General features: G+C 43.9%; 19 protein-coding genes. 12 read left to right on the top strand and 7 right to left on the bottom strand.

All coding sequences use genetic code 11. The features are described from left to right. Window positions 1–181 precede the first annotated feature (181 nt). Entirely contained in the window at window positions 182–2,152 is a 1,971-nt protein-coding gene (gene mutL / locus J7I42_RS07130) for a DNA mismatch repair endonuclease MutL (protein ID WP_209138084.1), read from the top strand. Here mutL and J7I42_RS07125 read toward each other — a convergent pair. From J7I42_RS07125 to J7I42_RS07110, 4 genes are all read right to left on the bottom strand, one after another. Further along, the gene (locus J7I42_RS07125; RefSeq protein WP_209138083.1) at window positions 2,138–3,907 is read right to left on the bottom strand and encodes a porin family protein; all 1,770 of its coding nucleotides are present in this window, start codon (window positions 3,905–3,907) and stop codon (window positions 2,138–2,140) included. The two genes, mutL and J7I42_RS07125, sit on opposite strands and share 15 nt — an antisense overlap. A gap of 2 nt (window positions 3,908–3,909) precedes the next feature. Next, window positions 3,910–4,452, bottom strand: coding sequence for an RNA polymerase sigma factor (locus J7I42_RS07120; protein WP_209138082.1), 543 nt, complete (start codon window positions 4,450–4,452; stop codon window positions 3,910–3,912). Between the two features lie 155 nt (window positions 4,453–4,607). Beyond that, the gene (gene dacB, locus J7I42_RS07115) at window positions 4,608–5,936 is read right to left on the bottom strand and encodes a D-alanyl-D-alanine carboxypeptidase/D-alanyl-D-alanine endopeptidase (protein ID WP_209138081.1); all 1,329 of its coding nucleotides are present in this window, start codon (window positions 5,934–5,936) and stop codon (window positions 4,608–4,610) included. 153 nt (window positions 5,937–6,089) lie between these two features. Further along, window positions 6,090–7,229 (bottom strand): arginase family protein, encoded by a 1,140-nt coding sequence (locus tag J7I42_RS07110; RefSeq protein ID WP_209138079.1) that lies wholly within the window; start codon window positions 7,227–7,229, stop codon window positions 6,090–6,092. 274 nt (window positions 7,230–7,503) lie between these two features. Here J7I42_RS07110 and J7I42_RS07105 point away from each other — a divergent pair, with 274 nt between their 5' ends. The 6 genes from J7I42_RS07105 to J7I42_RS07080 all read left to right on the top strand — a co-directional run bounded on the left by J7I42_RS07105 (window position 7,504) and on the right by J7I42_RS07080 (window position 15,762). Further along, window positions 7,504–8,535, top strand: coding sequence for a phenylalanine--tRNA ligase subunit alpha (locus tag J7I42_RS07105; protein WP_209138078.1), 1,032 nt, complete (start codon window positions 7,504–7,506; stop codon window positions 8,533–8,535). A gap of 120 nt (window positions 8,536–8,655) precedes the next feature. Next, window positions 8,656–9,498, top strand: coding sequence for a 3-hydroxyacyl-CoA dehydrogenase NAD-binding domain-containing protein (locus J7I42_RS07100; RefSeq protein ID WP_209138077.1), 843 nt, complete (start codon window positions 8,656–8,658; stop codon window positions 9,496–9,498). A gap of 112 nt (window positions 9,499–9,610) precedes the next feature. After that, window positions 9,611–10,609, top strand: a complete 999-nt coding sequence (locus J7I42_RS07095) for an NAD-dependent epimerase/dehydratase family protein (protein ID WP_209138076.1) — start codon at window positions 9,611–9,613, stop codon at window positions 10,607–10,609. Between the two features lie 293 nt (window positions 10,610–10,902). After that, window positions 10,903–11,985 (top strand): carboxypeptidase-like regulatory domain-containing protein, encoded by a 1,083-nt coding sequence (locus J7I42_RS07090; RefSeq protein WP_209138075.1) that lies wholly within the window; start codon window positions 10,903–10,905, stop codon window positions 11,983–11,985. Window positions 11,986–12,126: 141 nt separating this feature from the next. After that, entirely contained in the window at window positions 12,127–15,006 is a 2,880-nt protein-coding gene (locus J7I42_RS07085) for a sensor histidine kinase (RefSeq protein WP_209138074.1), read from the top strand. A gap of 12 nt (window positions 15,007–15,018) precedes the next feature. Further along, window positions 15,019–15,762: a LytR/AlgR family response regulator transcription factor gene (locus J7I42_RS07080; RefSeq protein WP_209138073.1), complete on the top strand. Its 744-nt coding sequence runs from the start codon at window positions 15,019–15,021 to the stop codon at window positions 15,760–15,762. A gap of 138 nt (window positions 15,763–15,900) precedes the next feature. On the opposite strand, the gene J7I42_RS07075 is transcribed toward J7I42_RS07080, so the two are convergent. Further along, window positions 15,901–16,848, bottom strand: a complete 948-nt coding sequence (locus J7I42_RS07075) for a UDP-3-O-(3-hydroxymyristoyl)glucosamine N-acyltransferase (protein ID WP_209138072.1) — start codon at window positions 16,846–16,848, stop codon at window positions 15,901–15,903. A 645-nt stretch (window positions 16,849–17,493) separates the two neighbouring features. Here J7I42_RS07075 and J7I42_RS07070 point away from each other — a divergent pair. The 5 genes from J7I42_RS07070 (at window position 17,494) to J7I42_RS07050 (ending at window position 21,379) form a co-directional block, all read left to right on the top strand. Then, complete coding sequence (locus tag J7I42_RS07070; protein ID WP_209138071.1) at window positions 17,494–18,078, top strand: pseudouridine synthase; 585 nt, start codon at window positions 17,494–17,496, stop codon at window positions 18,076–18,078. Between the two features lie 141 nt (window positions 18,079–18,219). Further along, window positions 18,220–19,095, top strand: coding sequence for a YicC/YloC family endoribonuclease (locus J7I42_RS07065; RefSeq protein ID WP_209138070.1), 876 nt, complete (start codon window positions 18,220–18,222; stop codon window positions 19,093–19,095). 86 nt (window positions 19,096–19,181) lie between these two features. After that, the gene (locus tag J7I42_RS07060) at window positions 19,182–19,676 is read left to right on the top strand and encodes a gliding motility lipoprotein GldH (RefSeq protein ID WP_209138069.1); all 495 of its coding nucleotides are present in this window, start codon (window positions 19,182–19,184) and stop codon (window positions 19,674–19,676) included. A 19-nt stretch (window positions 19,677–19,695) separates the two neighbouring features. Beyond that, window positions 19,696–20,688, top strand: a complete 993-nt coding sequence (locus J7I42_RS07055) for a sensor histidine kinase (RefSeq protein ID WP_209138068.1) — start codon at window positions 19,696–19,698, stop codon at window positions 20,686–20,688. After that, a complete protein-coding gene (locus tag J7I42_RS07050) occupies window positions 20,678–21,379 on the top strand; it encodes a response regulator transcription factor (RefSeq protein WP_209138067.1) in 702 nt (233 codons plus the stop codon). The genes J7I42_RS07055 and J7I42_RS07050 overlap by 11 nt, the downstream gene beginning before the upstream one ends. Before the next feature lie 153 nt (window positions 21,380–21,532). Here J7I42_RS07050 and J7I42_RS07045 read toward each other — a convergent pair whose 3' ends face one another. Both J7I42_RS07045 and J7I42_RS07040 read right to left on the bottom strand, forming a co-directional pair. Beyond that, window positions 21,533–21,769, bottom strand: coding sequence for a hypothetical protein (locus tag J7I42_RS07045; RefSeq protein ID WP_209138066.1), 237 nt, complete (start codon window positions 21,767–21,769; stop codon window positions 21,533–21,535). After that, window positions 21,766–23,619 carry a BatD family protein gene (locus J7I42_RS07040; protein ID WP_209138065.1) on the bottom strand — a complete coding sequence of 618 codons (1,854 nt, stop codon included), beginning with the start codon at window positions 23,617–23,619 and terminating at the stop codon, window positions 21,766–21,768. The genes J7I42_RS07045 and J7I42_RS07040 overlap by 4 nt, the downstream gene beginning before the upstream one ends. Window positions 23,620–23,694: the final 75 nt, after the last annotated feature.

The raw sequence follows: 23,694 nt of genomic DNA, 5'->3' as shown, positions 1-23,694 counted from the left end.
TGCGTTTTTGTGCGGACGAAAGCCACCAAGCTCAGTGTTTACGGCACTTTAAGGTAAATGTTTTTACTAATTATTGGTAAAGATCATTATCCACAGGCTTTGTTTTACTGCATGCTTTTGAGCGCTGGAATATGCAATCAAATAATCTTACATTTGCGAACCCAAAATCAGGAGAGTAGCCTTGGCGGATATCATTCATTTATTGCCCGACAATATTGCCAATCAGATCGCGGCCGGTGAAGTAATTCAACGACCAGCAAGCGCCGTAAAGGAGTTGCTGGAAAATGCTGTTGATGCCGGTGCCACTGAAGTTAAATTAATTGTCCAGGATGCCGGTAAACAGCTGGTCCAGGTAATTGATAACGGCAAAGGAATGAGCGAGACCGATGCCCGCATGAGTTTTGAACGCCATGCCACCTCCAAGATCCGTAATATCGACGATCTGTTCCACATTCGCACCATGGGTTTCCGGGGTGAGGCCCTGGCCTCTATTGCTGCCGTTGCCCAGGTGGAGTTAAAAACCAAACGCGCCGACGACGAAACAGGCACCTATTTAGAAATTGAGAACAGCCAGGTAAAATTGCAGGAACCCGTGGCCGCTACCAACGGGACCAGCATTGCTATGAAGAACCTGTTCTTCAATGTGCCCGCCCGCCGCAATTTCCTGAAAAGCAATGCGGCCGAAATGCGGCACATCATTGATGAGTTTATGCGGGTGGCCCTGTCGTTCCCCAATATTTTTTTCTCGCTTACCAACAACGGTACCCAAATATTCCACCTGGAAAAAGGCAGTCTTAAACAACGCATTGTTCAGGTGCTGGGCCAGCATTACAATGCCCGCCTGGTTACCGTTCAGGAAAAAACCGATTACCTGAATATATATGGGTTTGTTGGCAAACCCGACACCGCTAAAAAGACCCGGGGCGATCAATACTTCTTTGTAAACAACCGGTTCATCCGCAGCTCTTATTTAAACCATGCGGTAATGAGCGCCTTTAAGGAAATGATCCCCGCCGATAGCTTTCCTTTATACGCCTTATTCATCGACCTCGACCCTGCCCAGGTGGATATCAACGTGCATCCTACTAAACAAGAGATCAAGTTTGAGGACGAAAAGATCGTGTACGCATTTGTACAGGCAGCGGTTAAACATGCACTGGCCCAGTTCAGCATTACCCCTACCCTCGAGTTTGACCTCGATCCTACGATTCAACAACTGGATGCTTTAAATAAGCCTTTTACAGAAGATCAACAGCAGGCCGCCCGTTCTTCGGACCTGGCTAAAAATTTCCAGCAAAGAGGACAGGCGCATTTTATTCAGCCTACAGATAAAGCGGAACTGAAACACTGGAAAGACTTTTTTGAGAAAGGCGAAGGCAATCCGGCAATCAGCAATCCCCAACAAGGCGGGGCAGGCTGGCAGCCGACAATTGGTAACAATACCTCCACTGGTTATACCGATAACAGCGGGCAGAAAGAAGAGAAATTTGAATCCTTACTGGATAAACTTAAAAAACAGGAAGGCGGAGGCGATTACGTGCCAGCTGCTCAACAATATACTCCCTTTGCCAAACAACTGGTTGATGACAATGCCCTGTTGTTCCAGTTGCACGGCACGTACATTGTAGCGCCAACTTCCCGGGGCTTTATGCTCATTCACCAGCAACTGGCGCATGAACGCATTTTATACGAACGCTTTGCTGCCGCTACCGTAGGCAAAAGCATTCCCGCCCAGCGCAGTCTGTTCCCCGTTACGCTGCAGCTATCGGCATCTGATGCGGTATTGTTGCAGGAATTAGCCGCCGATCTGAACCAATTGGGTTATTTAATTGAGCCTTTTGGCGCCAATGCCTTTGTAATACAGGGCACGCCAGCCGATGTATCGGCAGGGAATGAAAAGCAGGCTATAGAAAATTTGCTGGAGCAATTCAAACATTTCAGCAGCGATCTTAAATTCTCCCGCCGGGAAAAACTGATCCGTTCCCTGGCCTGGCAACAAGCCATAAAACCAGGTTCGTTTCTTTCCCTTGATGAAATGCGTGGTCTTACCACAGACCTGTTCAAGTGTGCACAGCCAAACGTAACGGCCGGTGGTAACCCAACCTATATTGAATTTAAAAAAGATTACCTGGAGCAATTATTTAAGCGTTAATAAGGAGGCCCCTTTGGGCTGTTTCCTTTTTTTATCTTCCCAGATGTTATACCGCAGGTAAAACTGAAGGCTTTTATTTTTATCGAACGAATAGGGCGATGTGGGCGCAACCTGGATGCTTACATAATTATTAAAAGCCTGGCTGTATTGCAAGCCCACCGTAAACCGGCTCCAATAATAACTCATATCTACCAGCAGCCGCACTTCATTTTGATTCAACCGTTTCGATATCATGTCGTCCTTAAACGGAGCCATGTAAGTATCATATTTCTCTTGCGGTGGCGCTCCCTGTCTGTACTCTTTTCTTATTTCTTCATGTTGCGCCACCCCACTTAACAGGGAAGAAAACTGTAAACCAGTACCCATATAAAAGTTCTTGAGCGGGCTATGATAAATAGTAAACGGTAAATTAAAATAGTACAATTTACGGGCAGTTATAAAAGTAGATTCTTCTATAACATAGCTCCCCTGTGCGTACGTTGACTGGTTTTGGTATAACAACAATGGATGTATAAACTGGGGCGCTTTAAACTGTACTCCCGCCTGCACATACGTTTTTCTATTGAAATGGTATTGAAAATGGGGCGATGGAATATAATCTGAAACAGTATTGACGCCTCCACGGCTGTTATAAGCCAATGGCTGCTGGTCACCTATCGGGAAGCCCAGTGGCAACGATAAGCCAACCGCAAATGTTTTATCCTCATTTGTCTTGAAGGGGCTCGATTTACGACGGGCTGGTTTATTGCTGGCTGTCGCCTTATCAGGGAACATATAGTACGTAAACTCCCGTTGCACCATACCCGAGGGCGAGATTACCGTGTGGCCTGTATAATTAATTTTATAAGTAACCGGCGATTCCTTTAACCCCGATGGCACCAAACGCAGGGGCGACATGATCGTTGGCGTATAGGTTTGTGGGCTTTGTTCCACAAGAGCTTTTTGTGACCGGGCTTTATTACTCCGGTCCAACGATTTGCTTACCGCGTTATTCCCTTTTTTATTGTTACCCTTATTCGCAGCACTACCCGTTACAACTGCATTATTGCCGCCTTTAGGTTTATAGCCGCTTTTATTGTTTGCGCCGCGGTTGCTATTGTTAATGGTAGCAGGGTTATTTCCGGTTCTTTTAAAGTCATTCTTTGAGTCTGCAGCGTAAATGTTTTTTCTATCGGGAGAAGTTTTACTGTGATAGCTCAATTTGGTTGGGAGATCAGTTGACGCCCGGTTGTTATTGTTGGCGGTCACCGAACGCGTAGTATTATTGTTTCCACTACTTCGTGCTTTGGCAGCTTTATCAGTAGGGTCAGGTGCGTTATTACCTTCATTATTGGTAATGGCAATATCAGGTTGCTGGTCATTGGTAACCTCAGCATCCTTAGCGGACCTGGTAGTGGACGCATAGGCAGCCCCGGACAGGTCTTTATTTTTTGTAGCGGATTGCCCAACATTTTTATCAGTTGAAGCAACGGCTGGTGCTTTTTTGTTGTTAACGGTTTTTATAGTGCCGGCAACAGGCTGATCCTTTGTGATCAGTTGTTTGCCGCCAAACCAGGTTCCCACTAGCACGGCCACTATAACAGTGCCGGCGATCCACCAGCGGTAGTAACCACCAGGGCCGCCTCCACCTCGGGGCATATCTTTGTCAAGCAGCCCTTTCATTTGCTGCCAGTTTTGGTCAGGGTCGCCAGGAGGCGGTAGTTGCACCAGTTTTTCCGCTAAGTGTTTTTCGTATGGATGTTTCAGGTTCATCACATTTACACTTGCAAGGTTTGTAATAATTTTTGCAGTTGCTTGCGAGCCTCGCTCAGGTGCCATTTACTGGTACCCTCGCTAATGCCCAACAGGTTAGCAATTTCTCGGTGATTATATCCTTCTACTACATACAGGTTAAACACCGTTTGGGTAGCCGGTGATAACTTCTGCACGAGCAATAAAACTTCATGGGAAGACATTCGTTGTATGGCATCTGCATCAATGGCTGGTTCATCTACTTTCTCCAGTTCAATGTGCGTATGGAATTTGCTGCGCTGCCGTACAAAGTCAATAGCCGAATTAATAATAATGGTCCTTACCCAGGTATACAAAGAAGCCCGGCTCATATCATACATATGAATGTTCTTAAATACCTTCAAAAAACCATTATGCAATACTTCTATTGCATCTTCCTGGTTGCGGGTATAACGCAGGCAAATAGATGCCATGGGGCCGTAGAACTTCTTATATAAGTGTTCCTGGGCCTTGCGGTTGTTATCGATACAACCTTTGATCAGTTCTATATCAGTAGCATTGGTGGACAATCAAGCCTGTTGTATGGTGTTGATCTAATAAACCTGAATTGCTCTTTGAATGCTAAATTTCTCTAAAGTTTAACGGCCAGTTGCCAGTTGCTGATAATAATACGGAGTAGGGTAACAATACGGTTGGGGGGAAAAAGAGAAAATTGAAAACTTTGTTAATACCGGTCCCGGATCCCGTTCAGAAATGACTCAATCCGCTTGCGGATAGTACTTGCGCTGCCTGTGTGGTTATTGATCAAAACCGAGAAAATCAGCAGCTTATTCTTTTTAGTGTACAAATACCCGCTCAACGCTACAACGCCCGACAAGGTACCGGTCTTGGCAAATATATAATTACTATCCTGTTTGTACAAATTACTCAAAGTTCCTTTGCCGCCGGTAGGTAAAATACCCTGTAACCGCTTCATCCCTATTTCCTGCTGCATTTTCTGCAACAACACTACAAAGTCATTGGGTGTAAACAAGTTATAACGGCTTAGCCCACTGCCATCTACCCAACGGGGCTTTTGAGGCAGCTGGCGCAGATCGGTCTTTAATAAGGTATCAATAATTTTCCCATCATTCATTTCACCCAGTTTTACCTGGCTCACCATCAACAGCGATTGCTCGGCAAAAAAGTTATCGCTGCGGTACATCATAGGTTGTAACAAGGAATCCAGTGGCTGCGAATAAACGGTGTTCAACTGTGCAGGCTGTTTCCTGAATACCTCTCTATATTCAATTTGTTTTCCAATTGTATCGGGGAGCAGTTCAATGGCCGATTGCAGGCCATGGGTCACAAACGGAACATCCTGTTCTTTCTTTTTTTCTTTCCCTTCGCTGATCATAAACACATTATCGGCCTGGTTGCGTTGCACGAAAAAGGCCTTCCGGGTTATGCCTGCATTAAAACGTACTTTCCAGTTTATTTCGGGAATGGAATAGATGGAAGGGGTTTGATCTTCCTGGTTCTCATTACTAACGCCTTCTGCAATTTCCTGCACCCAGTGGATCATATTACCATACACCGGTAAAACACTGCGCTCAGCCATGTAACTATCGTTGTAATCATTCCACGACCAGCCGGCACCCAGCGCTTCCTCTTTCCAGTTGACATCAGTTATATACAGGTGTTTTTTTGTCTTTTGCAGAAATTCAATAACCGGCTGCTTTCTGAAATCGCTGTGCAAGAAACTGGGATCGCCGGTACCATACAGGTACATAGCAGTATCATTCTCCCAATAACGAATGCCAGGGAGGCTATCGCCCAGGTATTTCAGGGCGGCATAACAACTGAACAACTTGGTATTGGAAGCAGGAACAAAATACTTTTTACCGTTATGATTGTAGAGGTATTTATTGGCCGATGGATCAAAGAGGCTGATGCCCACGTGCGCTTGTTGTATGCTGGAATCTAAAAGCAGGTCTTTATTAGCCACTTTTGAGATCTGGCGTTGGGTAGAACAGGACGCAAGAAGCTGCAAGCTACAAGCAGCAAGCCACAAGCTTTTAAAAACTGGATTTGATCTTACAGAGAAGGAACGGTTAATTATCCGGGATCTGCTTGTGTTGCTCATGCTGAAAATTAAATATTTATTGTGACAAGCAGTTCGTTATTGGTTTTCCATATCTTATTTGCACCAGCCTTCCTGGCCGGTTTACATTTCCCGCTCCTGCGCGCGGAACCATCTTTCAGGAATTTCATTGCTGCTGGCCAGCAGGTAATCTTTGTACGAACAGGCAATGTATTTTTTATCGGGCATTTGCATCCACCAGCGGCCAGTCTTTTTGCTTTGTAAAAAAACTGTTTCTATTTCAGCAAAGGCAATAGTAAACTCATTGAACGAATCCCTGTCTTCCATTTTGGCTTCACGCTGACCCCGGTAATAGCCATCGACCACGTACCACAACATATGACTGATCTGTTTGGCCGTAAGTTGATTTTTATCCAGGTTGGGCGCATACCCATAAATACCAATGGTGCTAACATTGGCGCTTAAACCGGCATATTGCATCAGTACACAAGCCTCTTCGCCGGTTAACCCATTGGGGGTAATATGGTTGGCTGGGGCATACGCATTGGCAATGGCCGCAATATCAAAACTAAACAGCTGCGAACCGCGGATCACGGGTTCCATTTCCTCTATGTTATCCTTTACATGTCCCACCCTGAAGCAATCAAAACGCAGCTTATCCATCGTTTCCAGCATATGCGGATGCACATAATAACTTTGGAAACCTATATGATTATAATGTTTGATAAAATTGGGTTCACCGGTAAGCATTTCCATTAAAAAATTCTCCGACCGGTTGCGCGATTCCATGCTCAGGTCAATGAGCGAATCTACACAGGTAGCTTCTATGATCTGGTTCTTGCTGGTGTAGGAATGGTATTGCGCCAGGGTAAGGTCATGTGAGCCACCCAGGATCACCACGGTTTTACCAGCTCCGGTCAATTCGGCCAGCACGGTCTTAAGGGCGGCATAGGTATCATGTAAACCAGAACCCAGAATGATATTGCCCACATCCACCAGGTTTACGTCGGAATGCCATTGGTATAATGAATAGAACTGACGGCGAATGGCGTCGGGTCCCGAGATCCCGGGTTGTAAATGATTCCCCCTGACTTCATTGCACCCCAGCAACACGATATCGGCCGAGCGCAGATCGGGAATTTCTTCATCCTCATACACCATTATTTTTTTTCCGATCTGCCCATCTTTATAGCCTTCATCTTCCGATAACATGTACCGGTTTACAGGCTGCAGAAAATCACCAATATTTAATGTATCCGACATAGGACGCAAGATAAGGAACCGGCACACATGGCACAAGACCTTCCTATTGGCAGCCAGTATTTTGATCCTCACCTGGCACAAGTGGACGCTTGCGCCATTGTAGGGTAGTTATCAAGCTGCCTTTGAGGTATCAACAGGTTTTAAGGCACAAGCCCCCGTTTTGAACTCACTACTTTTTGATTTCTAACTTCCTGATCCTTGAGCGCTTACATCTTGTACCTGCGCCCTGGACCTTGCACCTTGTACCTTGTGCCTTAATACTTATATTTGCCGAATGGATGAATTGTTACAACAAATAGCAGCGTATAAACAGGAAATTGAGAGCACCCCGACCAATGGTGCCGATTCCCTGGAGGCTTACCGTATTAAATTCCTGGGGACTAAGGGTATTGTAAAGAACCTTTTTACCGAAATGAGGAATGTGCCAGCCGATAAAAAGAAAGAATTCGGGTTGATCCTGAACGACTTCAAACAACTGGCCGAAGCCAAATACGAAACCTGGAAACAGCAACTCGAAGGTTCCGGCGATGCTGGTGCTGCTGCCATTGATGTAACACTGCCTGGCGATCCGCTGCCATTGGGCACCCGCCACCCCATCAACCTGTTCCTGAACCATGTGATCAGCATTTTTAACCGGCTGGGTTTCTCTGTTGCCGAAGGCCCTGAAATTGAAGATGACTGGCACAACTTTACAGCATTGAACCTGCCCGAACACCATCCGGCCCGTGATATGCAGGATACTTTCTACATTCAACAAAATCCTGACTGGCTGCTGCGTACCCATACCAGCAATACGCAAATACGGGCTATGGAAAAAGGGCAGTTACCGATCCGCATTGTATGCCCCGGTCGTGTATACCGCAATGAAACCATCAGCGCCCGCAGCCATTGCTTCTTTCACCAGATTGAAGGATTATACATCGACGAGAACGTTTCCTTTGCCGATTTGAAACAAACCCTGTACTTCTTTGTGCAGGAAATGTATGGCAAAGACGTAAAAGTTCGGTTCCGCCCCTCCTATTTCCCATTCACCGAACCCAGCGCCGAAATGGATATTACCTGTCTGTTGTGCGGCGGCGAAGGTTGCCCTGTATGCAAACGTACCGGCTGGCTCGAGATCCTGGGTTGCGGTATGGTGCACCCGAAAGTATTGGAGAACTGTAATATCGACCCTGAAAAATACTCCGGTTTTGCATTCGGCATGGGAATTGAACGCCCCGCCCTGCTCAAATACGGAATTAATGATATCCGGTTATTCAGTGAGAACGATGTGCGATTCCTGCGACAGTTTACGAGCGCCACTTAACTAGTTTGTGGTTTGTAGTTTTCAGTTTGTGGTGGCCCGATCTTCGGAGATCCCGAAATGGATCGGTCATCCAAAAACTACAGCAGTCTACTCACCACTGACAACTCACAACTCACTACTATGGTTCAAACGATTTGCGTTTGCGGCGCAGGCACAATGGGCAGCGGTATTGCCCAGGCGGCTGCCCAGCATAACTTTTTTGTAATACTATACGATGTAAACGAAGGCATGCTTAACAAAGCCAGAACGGCTATGGAAAGCAACCTGCAAACGCTTGTGCAAAAAAACAAGCTCACTGCCGAAGCCAGCGCCAACATCCTGAGCCGTATCCGGTTTGCATCAGATACTAACGAATGTTTGGCCGATCTGGTTATTGAAGCCATTGTTGAGAAACCGGAAGTAAAAGTGAATTTGTTCAATCAACTGGCAGAAGTGAACCACAGCGATGTGGTTTTTGCAACCAATACTTCTTCTTTATCAGTTACAGAAATTGCCAAAAAAGTAGCACGCCCCCAACGGGTAGCCGGCATGCATTTCTTCAACCCCGCCACTATTATGAAACTGGTAGAGGTGGTGGCCACGCCTTTCAGCAACCAGGAAACTATTGATATTATCACCCAAACTGCCCGGCAAATGGACAAAACGCCCGTTTTATGTCAGGATGCACCGGGTTTTATTGTAAATCACGTTGCCCGTCCTTATTACCTGGAGGCGCTGAAACTGGTTGAACAGGGAGTAACCGATTTTCAAACTATCGATACCCTGCTCGAAGCATCCGGGTTTAAAATGGGTCCCTTCCGTCTTATGGACCTTATTGGCAACGATATCAATTATGCGGTAAGCTGCCAGGTGTACGACGCCCTGGGTAAACCCGACAGATTGCAACCTTCCCCCATTCAAAAAGAAAGAGTTGAAAAAGGTGAATTAGGTCGTAAAACCGGCAAAGGTTATTACGATTATTAATCCCGCTTAGCAGCCATTTTGCTAAACAAATATTTTGCATCATGCATTACCTGTTTATCCTGACTGGTTTTGTGTGAGAAAGGTTATCTTCGTGCCCTGTTAATTATTTCACTTGTTAACCAAAATACTCGTTACAGGCGGTACCGGCTTTATTGGCGCCTACATCATTAAAGAACTGGTAGAAAAAGGATATGTTGTGCGGGCCATCCGGCACAGCAGGGAATCTCCTTTTTTTATACCCGCGCACATCAACGATAAAGTTGAGTGGGTGGTCGGCGACGTACTCGATGTAGTGTCACTTGATGAGGCTATGGAGGGAGTAGACGCAGTTATTCATGCTGCCGCCAAGGTATCATTTCACGATACTGACAGAAGAACACTTAACAAAATCAATATTGAAGGCACAGCAAACGTGGTGAACCTTGCACTGGAGAACGACGTCAAACGTTTTGTGCACCTCAGTTCTGTGGCCGCTATTGGTCGCACCATAACTGGTGAAACCATCACGGAAGAAAAAAAATGGGTGCCTGGTAAATGGCATACTACCTATGCCATCAGTAAATACCACGCCGAAGTGGAAGTATGGCGTGGCGCTGCCGAAGGACTCAACATGGTGATCGTGAATCCCAGTACGGTATTGGGCTATGGCGACTGGAGCACCTCCAGCTGTGCCATATTCAAAAATGTGTACAAGGAATTTCCCTGGTTTACAAAAGGGATAAATGGATTTGTTGCAGTAACAGACGTAGCTCGGGCCACTATTTTACTTATGGAATCCGAACACAACAGTGAGCGGTTTATCGTTAACGGCGATAACTGGACCTTTCAACAATTATTTAATACCATCGCCGATGGCTTTGGGAAAAAGCACCCCCACAAAGAAGCCACGCCCTTCATGGGCAGTGTTGCCTGGCGCATGGAAAAGTTGAAAGCGATGTTTTCGGGCAACAGCCCTTTGCTTACCCGTGAAAGCGCACGTGTGGCTCAAAGCGTTACCTACTTTGATAACAGTAAATTATTAAAATCCCTCCCCGGATTTTCATTTACGCCCCTGGAAAAAGCAATTCAAAAAGATTGTGAACAATACCTGGCCCATTTGCAACCACTATAACTGACAAAAAACCGGTTATACATGCCTGACCGGCTAATATGTTAAAGAAATTTAACCCGGAAGCCCTTGCAGATGGCCACCATCTTAATACTTTCACAGCCAGTCAAACGTTTTTAATTTACAGTGCCTGGTTGTATATTGAAAAATATTGATATTCGTACTGATCCATCTTTTGAAAAATACCAATTAAGATGAAATGAGCCATAAAATTTTTCGAGCATTATAGCTCTAACCGCGATGAAAAATTTTATGGCGAATTCCATGCGGCCGAAAAACAAATAATTAATATTCGCATGAAAAATTTACTGATCCTGCTGTTATCCGTTACCTGTTATTCCGTTGCCCTTGCCCAGGAAAAAACATTTGTTGTTTTTGGTAAGGTAGTAGATGCACAAACGAAACAACCAATGGTAGGCGCCTCTGCCTATTGCCAAAATACTACACAGGGAACTATTACCAATAGCGAAGGATTATTTTATATGCGCCTGCCAAATGGCGGTTACGAAATGGTTGTAACCTATACCGGTTTTGAAAAGAAAGTAATGCGCATCAGTGCCAGTCAGCCAGCTACAGATACTTTACTTATAGAACTGGCTAAAGAAGATAAATCATTATCCGAAGTAGCAGTTGTGGCCAGTACCGAAGACCCCGATGGCTTAAATAAATATGGTAAATTCTTTTACGAGAACTTTATAGGCAATTCCGATACTACAGGTAAATGCACCATTCAAAACCCCGAGGTGCTGCATTTCTATTATTCTAAAAAAAGGAACCGCCTGAAAATTATGGCTAAGGAAGACCTCGTTGTCGTTAACTATACCCTGGGATATAAGATCCGGTATCAGCTCGACTCCTTTAGCTACGATTATTCCAGCAATATTTCCCAATACACCGGCTCACCCCTGTTTCAGGAAATGGATAGTACCGAAGAAGTAAAAAAGCAATGGAAAAAGAACCGTGCACATACCTATCTTGGTTCCCGGTTGCATTTTATGCGTTCTTTTTACGACAGTAGCTTAAAACAAGAAGGGTTTATCATTGAAAAACTAAACGACGACCCTACCATTGTAAAAAGCACCTTCATCACCAACCCATATAACGAACAGGATTACCTGGTAGATAGCGGCGATGTGGAAGTAAGCTGGAATGGCCGTTATCGTATTAGTTACGACAAGGTTTATCCCGATAAAAAATTCCTCGAAGAATATAAATTACCAGCAACGACCCGATTCCAGATCACGGTGCTCGACGTTTCCAATGGTTTTGTAATTGAAAAGAACGGCTACTTTTACGAGCAGTACGATGTGATCAATTCAGGATACTGGGCCTGGAAAAAACTTTCTGAATTATTACCATACGATTACCAGTACCAATAAACTAAACTTTTTACTTGTCAGGCGCACGCGTATTAATAAAACCTTTGCATTTTAAAATACCCGCCTAAAACCTTTTTTTATACCTTCAGACGGAATTTCAAAACCGGAGGCGCGACCGGTTATGAAAGCAACCTGTTTGCTATGGGAACTCCCGTTCCCATAGCAGTTGAACTTTCTATGATCACCAAACGCATTATTCAAACATTACTGCTTTTTACCGGTTTCCTAACTGTTTGTACTTCTTATGCCCAGGAGTATAATTATATTCATTATGATGTAAAGGATGGTCTGGCCGGCTCAACGGTATACGACGTTTGTCAGGATAAAGAAGGGTTCATTTGGTTTGCAACTGAAGCTGGTGTCAGCCGCTTCGATGGCACACATTTCAAAAACTTCACCACCAGCGACGGACTTCCCGAAACGGAAATATTAAAACTTTTAGCCGATTCAAAGGGTAGAATATGGATGGCCCCTTTTAAAAATGCTGTTTGCTACTATTACAAAGGGAAAATACACAACCAGGAAAACGATCCGGTGCTGAAAAAGATAAAACTCACTTCTGTAATAGGTATATTTCGGGAAAGCCCTGACCAGGATATCGCGTTTAATGCAGATAATTACCTGACCGTAGTAAGCGCCAACAATACTGTTAATCAGTACAGAAGCAATGCAGTCCGAAGCGCGATCTTTTTGCGTCGCTCTCCTTTCGGTAAAGGGTTCCAGTTAAATATCGACGACTCCAGTTATGTGATCTCCAATGGCAAAATGGTACCAGTACCCTTTTCCAGCGTTGGCACCATGCGCATTAACCCTAAACTGGAAAAAATAAGGTCTACCTTAAAAGTAACAGCCGAAGATTATGATCCGGATATTAATCATCCAGTGTTTACCAACACCTGGCATGGAAGTTACCTGATGGATACCGTTACCTTCGATCGTTATGAAGCCGCATTCCTAAAAGAAAAACAGGTAAGCCATGCCCTTGTTGATAGTGAAAAAAACATCTGGTTTGCCACCCTGGGCGAAGGAGTATATAAGCTGGCATCGCGGGAATTTAAGACCCACTATTTTTATAAGAGCCAGTCACAGGAGATCTTTTCGCTTACAAAGATCAATGGCAAAATATACGCAGGTACTTCATTCGGAAGAATATACTTGTTGCAGGGAACGGCCATTGATACCATCAATGCAAATAAAGAGTTTGGCACTTCATTAACCTATGGCAGTACCAACCGGGTAACCTGTCTGCAACAATTAAAAGACGGCTCATTACTCATGGGTTCCGATGGCCTGTTAGTAAAAAAGACCAGCAAAGGCAATGTATTCAACACCCGGATCTATGCAGTAAAGTCAATCGAAGCATTATCGAATGGCATGGTGCTGGTAGGTTCAGCTAAACGTACCCTGCTGATAAACCCCACTGACCTATCAATACAGGATACCATTTATCCCAATCGTACTACCTGTGTGTGTTCTTACAACAACAACTATTACATAGGGACCGTAAACGGATTGTACATGGTAAACAGCCATAAGCAACTACGCTATATGGGTGAAGCTATTCCTTCGTTACGGCAACGCATCAGTTATTTCTGCAAATCGCCCGATGGCAGTTTGTGGATCGCCACCTATGGCGCAGGTATCATTTGCCTGAAAAACGACCAGGTGGTAAAACAAATTACCACCCAGGAAGGCATTTCAAGTAATATCTGCAGAACGTTATTTGTAAATAATAATTTTTTGTGGGCCGGCACTGATAAAGGGCTGAATAAGATCAATCTCAGTCAAACACCTTACCCCGTTACCATTTATGGCACCTCCGACGGTTTGCCAACAGATATTATAAATGCTGTATACGTTGATAGCAATACCATTTATGTAGGCTCACCCGCAGGTATTACCTGGTTCAATGAAACTAAAACAGACAGTTACTCAAAATGCAATTTGCGCCTGCTCGATATTTCGGTAGGGAATAGATCACAACCACTGAAAGACAGCTACCGCCTGGGTTACCAGGAAAACAGTTTGAAGCTTCATTATGCAGGCATTTCATTTAAATCGGGCGGTTATATCTGGTATCGTTACCGGTTAAAGGGTCTTACCGATGCCTGGGATTCAACCATGCAAAATGTGTTGGAATATCCTTCGCTGCCACCAGGCAATTATGAGTTTGAACTGATAGCAATAAACAAAAAGGGGATTGTCAGCGATCCTGTAAAGATCGCATTTTTTGTAGCGGCCCCGTTCTGGCAAACATTACCCTTTCAGGTATTGATCATTGCAGTAGTTATCTTTATTACCTGGATGCTGGTTGCCTGGCGGTTTAGCATCCTGCGTAAAAAAGAACAGGAAAGAACATCTATAGAGCAAAAACTGAATGAGCTGGAACAAATGGCCCTGCGTGCCCAAATGAACCCGCATTTTATATTTAACTGTCTCAACAGTATACAAAATTTTATAATAACAAACGACCTCGAGTCTTCTAACTGGTATTTGTCTGAATTTGCCCAACTCATCAGGCAAACACTTGATAATTCAGAAAAAAGCACCATTTCCATTTCAAACGAAATAAAATATCTGAAACGGTATCTCGAACTGGAGATGATGCGCTTTGGACATTCCTTCAACTATACGATCGAAGTTGACCCCGAGCTTGATCCCGATATGGAATCTATACCAACCATGATACTGCAACCCTATATCGAAAACAGCATCAGGCATGGTATCCGGTATAGAGAAAACGGCGGAGGTGCAATTGACATAAAGTTTCAGAATAGTAATGACGGATTCATTTGCATTATCCAGGACAATGGCATCGGACGAAAAAAAGCCAGTGAATATAGATCACAAGTGCATGTTGAATACCAGTCAAAAGGGATGTCATTGACCGCCGAAAGAATAAATATTTTAAATCGTCAATTATCTGAACCTATAACGATTGAAATAAATGACCTAACCAATGCACAAGACCAGGCCACGGGAACAAGGATCACTTTGCGTTTTCCCTATACGATTACATAAACCTGTGAAAAAATGATACGAACCATTATAATCGACGACGAGCCCAATAACATAGAAGCGCTTAAGCAGCTGTTGATAAAATACTGCCCTTTGGTAGAACTGATCGGCGTAGCAGAGAACATTCGTACCGGGCAGACCCTTATTATACATACACAACCCGACCTGGTTTTTCTTGACATTGAAATGCCATTTGGCAATGCCTTTGAATTGCTGAACAGCCTGTCGCCGGTGAATTTTGAGATCATCTTTGTGACCGCCTTCGATAACTATGCCATCAACGCCATAAAATATTCTGCGCTCGACTATTTGTTAAAGCCGGTGAATATAAAAGAACTACAGGCCGCCGTACACAAAGCAGCCGATCGTATTAAAACAAAAAATATTACCAGTAAAATTGATACGTTGATGTATAATTTGTCGGTAAGCAAACCTGTTCTGCAAAAAGTAGCCTTGCCAACCCTCGATGGACTGGTTTTTGTGAACATCAATGAACTGGTTTGGCTGGAAGCAAGGGGCAGTTATACGTTTGTGTATATGCAGGACCAGCAAAAGATAATGGTTTCGCGCACGTTAAAGGAGTTTGAAGACATTCTGCCATTTGAGAACTTTTCACGGGTACACCAATCGTACATTATCAACCACTATTTTATAAAAAAATACAATAGAGGCAGGGGTGGAACGATCGAAATGGAAGACGGTACTACTATTGAAGTGTCTATGCGTAAGAAGGATGAGTTCCTGTCGAAATTTAAATAACAACCTTGAGTTTGGGAACAGCTGAAGAGAATCAAATTACAGAAGTATGAAGTAAGAGGTAAGAAGTATGAAAATCTGGAAGTTCTTACCTTTTACTTCTTACTTCGGCCGCTTAAAAAACGGCCATATCCAATTGAATTACTTGATTCCTTTTATTTTCTCCCAGATCTCTGGTATCCGTTTCACCCAAAACAGTTCTCTTTTTTTACCGGTAGCTTCTTCAGCAGGTGAGCCAAAATAAACCTTTCCACCTTCCAGTGTTCCGCCCACCCCACTTTGAGCCAGCACAACTGCGTTGTCACCAATAGTTAATGTTTTGGACACTCCAACCTGTCCCCAGAGAATAACCCCGTTACCAAGCGTTGTGGCCCCAGCTATGCCAACTTGTGCAGCCAGCAAACAGTTAGCACCTAAAACAGTATCGTGGCCAATGTGAACCATATTATCGAGCTTGCAACCCCGGCCAATACGGGTATCGTGTGAAACACCACGATCGATGGTGCAACCGGCGCCGATCTCTACATCACTTTCAATGACCACCCTTCCACCGCTTTCCATTTTCTTATACCATACAGCCCGGTCCTTTTTGGTATTGTAATAAAAAGCATCGGAGCCTATAACCGTGCCGGCCTGAATGATCACGTTATCACCAATAACACAATGATCCATAATGGTAACATTGGGGCCTATAAAACAATCCTTTCCAATGCTTACTTCATGGCCAATATAAACGTTAGGGGCTATATAAGACCCTTCGCCGATCGTTGCCGAATCACTGATTGGCTTAACAGCGGGTTTAAAAGGTCGAAAGTGACGTACTATAGTTTGATATGCCTCGAATGGATTATCAACAATTAATAGTGCTTTTCCTTCAGGACACTCAGTTTTTTGGTTTATAATGATAAAAGTGGCCTCGGAATACAGACACTTGTTGTAATATTTGGGATGATCAACAAAAACCAGGTCACCTGGTTCTACTTTATGTATCTCATTTATACCAGTAGCTATCCCTTCTGTGTTGCCTGAAAGCTCAGCACCAATCAAATTGGCTATCCATTTAACCGAAACGGGAGCAGGAAATTTCATAACCGTTTAATTTTCGCAAAAGTAACGCACGATCAGCACACCAATGGGGTAATTATTCCTTTCAGTTTCATGTTTTCTGATATATTATCACTTTCCTTAACAATATACATCGTGAATTTTCCATCAACGCATCCGTTTATTACTTAAACTGCATCAACATCCCGCCTTCAACAACGGGTCATGTCATTAAACAGACCCATACTGACCTTCTTTTAACCATTTCAATGATCTTTTTGCCAAAAAAAAAATTACCATTACCGGCGTATTCAATGGATTTTCTTACTGTGATGCATGTATAAACAGGTTGCATTGCAAACATGCGATAAACAACGATCATTTTTATCACTGAATATACAACATAGCGTACAACCCGCTGCCAGTACATGTTTCAAGTGATGTAAAAAATAAAAACAACATGGCTGTTATCATGCAGTGGAGATAAAATCATGTTCAACATTGTACATAACGATGAAATAAGCCATCGCTTTTCCCCATTACATAAAAAAAATGTGAATAAAATTTATTAGAATATTTTTTTAGATAGAAAAAATTATTTTTAATATTGTGGAGGGAAATTTATTTCCCGGTACTTACTAACCCATCCACATAATAAATCTCCCGGTTCACCGGGAGATTTTGTTTTATATGCATCGCTACTTTATTATTTATAAACCATTCCAGGTACTATCGCAATTTACTTCTGAAGAAGGTAAACACACATTGAAAACATTCTTTACTGTGCCTGCCGATGTATATCCTGTAGGCCGGTTAGATTATGACAGTGAAGGAATACTGATCCTTACCAATGACACCTCATTAAATCATCGCCTGTTAAATCCATCTTTTGCTCACGAGCGGGAATATTGGGTGCAGGTAGATGGCGATATTCATGATAAAGCAATTCAACAATTGCAATCGGGCGTTACTATAACTATTAACAGTTCAAAATACCGGACCCGGCCATGTAAAGCAACGCGTTTTACCAACACACCGCCAGTACCTGAACGCAATCCACCCATTCGCTATCGCAAAGACATTCCTACCAGTTGGATCAAACTGGTGTTAACGGAAGGAAAGAACCGCCAGGTTCGAAAAATGACGGCCCAAACCGGCTTTCCTACCCTTCGTTTGATCCGTTATCGTATTGGTAACATCACTTTAGATGGTTTATTACCGGGTGAAATGCGTGAAATGAATAAAAATGATATCTATACCCGTCTTTTTGGCTGAAAGTTGAAAGTATAAGATGTAAGGTCCATGTATTTTAAGGCTTTCGACCAGTTATAAACCCCCAAAATCGGGCTTCTCCCTTCCACCTTCTACCATTAACCTTCAACTATAATTCATTACCTTGCTAAAAAAAGGTACGTTATGTTGAAATCAATGACCGGCTTTGGAAGAAGTGAACAAACCGTGGGAGATAAAACTTTCCTGGTTGACATTAAATCACTGAATGGAAAACAATTTGAACTGTCCTTAAAGATCCCGGCTTTCTTGAAGCCTTTCGAGTTTGATATCCGAACGTTGTTATCAAAAAAACTCGGAAGAGGTACCATTGATTGTACGATCAGTCTTAAAGAAAGCGGTGCCGCCAAACCCGTAAGCATAAATACCGACCTGGCTAAAGCCTATTATCAACCTATTGCCGAATTATCGAAGGCGCTGGACCTCGATCCTTCCCATATCTTAAGCACCCTCATCAAATTACCGGAAGTGATCACCCCTACCGGTGATACCCTAACCGAGGATGAATGGGCACAATTTGAAAAGGTAATTGAAGCCGCTATGGCAAATCTTACCAATCACCGCCTTGAAGAAGGTAAAATAATGGAAGCTGACCTGCTGTTGCGCATTAACAACATTCAAAAACAACAGGACATTATTGCTACCCTGGAACCTTTACGCAAAACAAAGATCAGGGAAGGGTTAACTAAAGTACTGGAAGATAATGTGGGGAAAGAAAACTACGATCCCAACCGCCTGGAACAGGAACTGATCTACTACATTGAAAAAATAGACCTCAGCGAAGAACAGGTACGCCTGAAAACCCATTGCGAATATTTTAAAAACATCCTGACTGAGCCGGAAGAAAGTAAAGGCAAAAAACTGTCTTTCGTGCTGCAGGAAATAGGCCGTGAAATTAATACCACCGGTGCCAAAGCGTATGATTCAACTATCCAGAAATGTGTAGTATTGATGAAAGACGAGCTGGAAAAAGCAAAAGAACAGGTGTTGAACGTATTATAAAGGTTACCGGGTACCGGTTATCCCGCAAGGCGCGATAACCGGTAACTGGAAACCAGTATCTAATTATCTTTGTAAAAACATTTCGCTTGAAAAAAAGGTTTCTTACTTATAGTTCGTACATCCTGCTTCTTACTTGCTACTTCCTGCTTCCCGCCTGTGGTACCGTAGATGTTTTTGAAAGAAATGCCACCATTCCCCAGCAATCCTGGAGCAGTAATTATAAGCCAGAAATAGCTTTTACTATTGACCCCAGAGACACTTTAAGCCGGTATAATATTTTTATCGTTATAAGACATACAGATGCCTATCGTTATAAAAACATCTGGATCAATGTACATACCGAATCACCTGGTGGCGTTGTAAACAACCAGCCCCTTAACCTGCAACTGGCTACCGATAACAAAGGCTGGCTGGGCAGTGGTATGGACGATATTTTTGAACACCGGATCCAAATTACTCCGCCGCAATCTCCCGAACGGTTAAGCGCCGGCACTTACCGCTTTAAACTGGAAAATATTATGCGGGAAGACCCCTTGAAGAACGTAATGAATGTGGGTATAAGACTTGAAAAAGCACAATAAGTATTTATAAGTAGGCCACATGGACGTATTTACCAAAAAGCGATTGGCTATTGCCAGCATTGTTTACTGGTTATTGCTGTGTTACATTGTTGTAGCGCTGGTTTGGTGGTTTATTGCCCTGCAACGGCAAAACCATCAGATGATCAGCTACAAAATGAGTGAACTGAAAATGGATGATCCTACCTTTCCCGCCAAATATCAGTCACTGGTGCAGGAAAAACACATCAAAGAAATACGTAACATTGGCGAAGGATCTATTTTCCTGGCTGTGATCCTGATCGCTTCCATCTTTGTTTATCAGGCCGTACGCCGGCAGATCCGTTTACAAAACCAGCAGGAAAACTTTATGATGGCTATAACGCATGAGTTAAAAACACCCATCGCTATAGCCAAACTAAACCTGGAAACCCTGCTGAAATATTCCCTCCCCGAAGAAAAGAAACAAAAAATGCTGCAGGCCACCCTGCAGGAAACCAACCGGCTGAATACACTGGCCAGCAACATTCTGGTATCATCGCAACTCGAAGGCGGCCGATACCGCATTTCAAAAGAAGAACTGGACCTCTCTGACCTGGTAAAAACTGCCTATAACGATTTCCGCAACCGCTTCCCCGACAGACAGTTTCAAAGTGAAATAGAACCAGAGATAGATATTGACGGAGACTCCTTACTGTTACAGATACTGGTAAATAACCTTATTGAAAATGCCATCAAATATTCCCCCAAAGAAGGCATTATCACCTGCAAACTCACTCAAAAAAGCAAGACCATCCAGTTTCAGGTACAGGATGAAGGCGCCGGCATACCCGACGATGAAAAGAAACGGGTGTTCGAAAAGTTTTACCGCATAGGTAATGAGACCACCCGTACCACCAAAGGCACCGGTTTGGGCCTATACCTTTGTAAAAAGATTGTAGAAGATCATCACGGACACATCAAGGTGGCTGATAATTTACCCAGAGGCAGTATTTTTATGGTAAGTTTTACTGTAAAACACGCCCATGAGCAATAAACCATCTATATTACTGGTTGAAGACGAAGAAAACCTGCATGAAGCATTGAAGCTGAACCTGGAACTGGAGCAGTATGAAATTACTTCTGCTTATACCGGGAGTGAAGCCCTGCAAAAGATACAAAACGAATATTTCGATCTTATCATACTCGATGTTATGCTCCCCGATGTAGATGGCATCAGCATAACCGAAACCGTTCGTGTTCAAAACAACCAGGTACCCATTCTCATCCTCAGCGCCAAGAACACCAGCTCAGATCGGGTACTTGGGTTAAAAAAAGGCGCCGACGACTATCTTACCAAGCCTTTTAATCTCGAAGAGCTGTTACTGCGGGTGCAGAAACTCATTGACAAGAATAAAAAAATGCAGGACAAGGACACCGTAGGTGATACCTATCAGTTTGGTGGCCATACTATTGATTTTAATGCCCAGGAAGCACTCACAAAGGAAGGACAGCGCATTCAGCTTAGTAAAAAAGAGGCCATGCTGCTGAAGCTCTTATTCGAAAACAAGAACGATGTGGTGCCAAGGGAAAAGATCCTGCAGACGGTATGGGGTTACAATGTGTATCCCACCACCCGTACCATCGATAATTTCATCTTGAACTTTCGTAAATATTTTGAAAGCGATAGCCGAAACCCCCGGTACTTTCATTCGGTGCGTGGCGTTGGTTATAAGTATACTGAGTAGTTGATCAGTTGATCAGTTAACACGTTGACATGGCAATAAAGTGAGGATTGCCGGTAACCAGTAGCAGGTTGATAGAGGTGACGGGGTTGGTAAGGGTCGTATGAAATAAGCAAGTTGATCAATAACCAGTTTGTTAGTTATTTAGTTATTGGGTTAGTTGGTTAGTAGGTTATTGAGTTTTGAGTTGACCTGAGCGTAGCGAAGGTCGGTTTGCCGTCTGCCGTCTGCCGTCTGCCGTCTGCCGTTTGCCGTCTGCCGTTTGCCGTCTGCCGTTTGCCGTCTGCCGTTTGCCGTTTGCCGTCTGCCGTCTGCCGTCTGCCGTTTGCCGTCTGCCGTTTGCCGTCTGCCGTTTGCCGTCTGCCGTCTGCCGTCTGCCGTTTGCCGTTTCACGATTCACGATTCTCCACCAGTTCCTTCAACAAGACCTCCGCTTTATCCATCAGGCCTTCCATACTTTTTATGGATTGATCGGGCGTATACAAAGCCCATTCACATTCATCAAGTATAGCCGAGAAGTTTTTGATGGTTTCATCGGGTACACCTTTTTCAGCCAATAACTGAGTAGTGTGGTATTTATTCAATTTCGATGGCAATACCCGCCAGGTATCTCTTACAACCTGCCAAAGCGCCTGTTGCACTTCCCGGTAAAAAATGGATGGCTGGTTATTCTGCAATGCCTGTTTTGCGTTTGCCAGTAAACGGGTAACTATTTGTTGAGGCGTGGGCGTCTCTTTTATGGGAAGGGTGGCCGTAAGGCGTGCCTTTTCTTTCTTTTTTGCATTCCTTAATGAAATGACCTGGTATCCAATAACTGCAATTATTGCCAGCACGATGCCGCCAAACCAGTAAAAGGTAGGCTGAATACCTGATCCCTGATCAACACTGGCAGGGGCGCCTGCCGTTGCTTTTTTTACCCCTGCCAATACATGCATGGTAATAGAATCGCTGGCAGCTGTTTTATATTTCTTTTCTTTTGGGTCGTAATAGGGCAAATGCACTACCGGAATTATAAAGTCGCCGGTATCGGGGGCGGCAAAAGAATATTCAAACGTTTTGGAACCGCTTAAGGGGAAAATATATTTATTGATATTTTCTTTTACTGCAGGTTCAGCCGTATCAACTCCCTTCGGCCATTTTATGGCTGGCGGCGTAAGCAACGACAGGTTGCCACTACCGTTTATAGTTACCTGAATTTTCACCAGGTCGCCGACATGTATGGGTGCCGTTGGAGTTTTAACGGTCAGGGTAAACTGACCTACCGCCCCGGAAAAATCAGCTGGCTGATTAGCCGTAGGCAAGGGCTTTACGGTAATAGTTACCGGGGCTGTACGTAAAATAGTTCGGTGATCTACAGCCAGGGGATACATAGGCGTACCGCTTCGGTTATACAGTGATAGAGAACGCTTTTTACTGGCCGGTTCATTGGTTTTTACAAAGTGAACAACACTTTCTATTTCGGCAGGGTCAAGGGTATAGACGCCTTCCTGCAACGGGAACAACTGCACCTTACGCACCAGGTTGGTATAATACGAGCGGCCATTCAATTTCTCAATCTCGGGTTTGCCATCATAGGCATCCACCATTTCCATCACACTGAAACCGGTTAGAGAAGGCCGTTTTACCACCTGTGAATTGGCGTTCAGGCGGGAATAGGCTTTATAAACCACCATTAATGGCTCACCAACATAACAGGTATTCTTACTGGTCTCTACCCGCAGGAACAGGTTCTTATCTATTTTATCTTTGATATTTTCACCAGGGTGTAACAGGGATTCTTCTTCCGTATCAATATCATCGGGGTTAATGTTGTTCATACCCGGAACGCCAGCCTTAACAGCTATTGCAACGGCATTGGAACGCATTTGTTTGCCATTGATCACTGCTGTAGCGCCGGGAATGGTGAACTTTCCTTTTTTGGAAGCCATCAACACAATTATTTTGGAATAGGTGTCGAGCGACTGTCCCTGTCCAAAACTGCTTGTGCTGTAATCGAACATTTCTGCTACCTCAAAATCTTTAAACCGGGGCACTTCAAATTGACGGATGCTATTGGCACCTTCAACTATGTACTGCACCTGGAAAGTTTGGCGTACAGCAATGTCAGATTCACTGACCATTGTATAAAACTTCACCTGCGCCATCAATGGCCCGTTTATCAGGCAACAAAACAGCCCTGCTAAAATGATATGTAATAATTTCCTGATACTATTAGTTTTAACATTCGTTACCAACTGTAACAAATATAGATTTTGCCGGTTTAGGCTGGTAAAAATGATAGCGTTAAAGGTGCGTTAAAGAGATGAATGGTTATAAGG

The sequence above is a fragment of the Niastella soli genome (genome assembly GCF_017742245.1).
GTDB classification, from domain to species: Bacteria; Bacteroidota; Bacteroidia; order Chitinophagales; family Chitinophagaceae; genus Niastella; species Niastella soli.
This window is presented reverse-complemented; position numbering and strand designations above follow the sequence as displayed.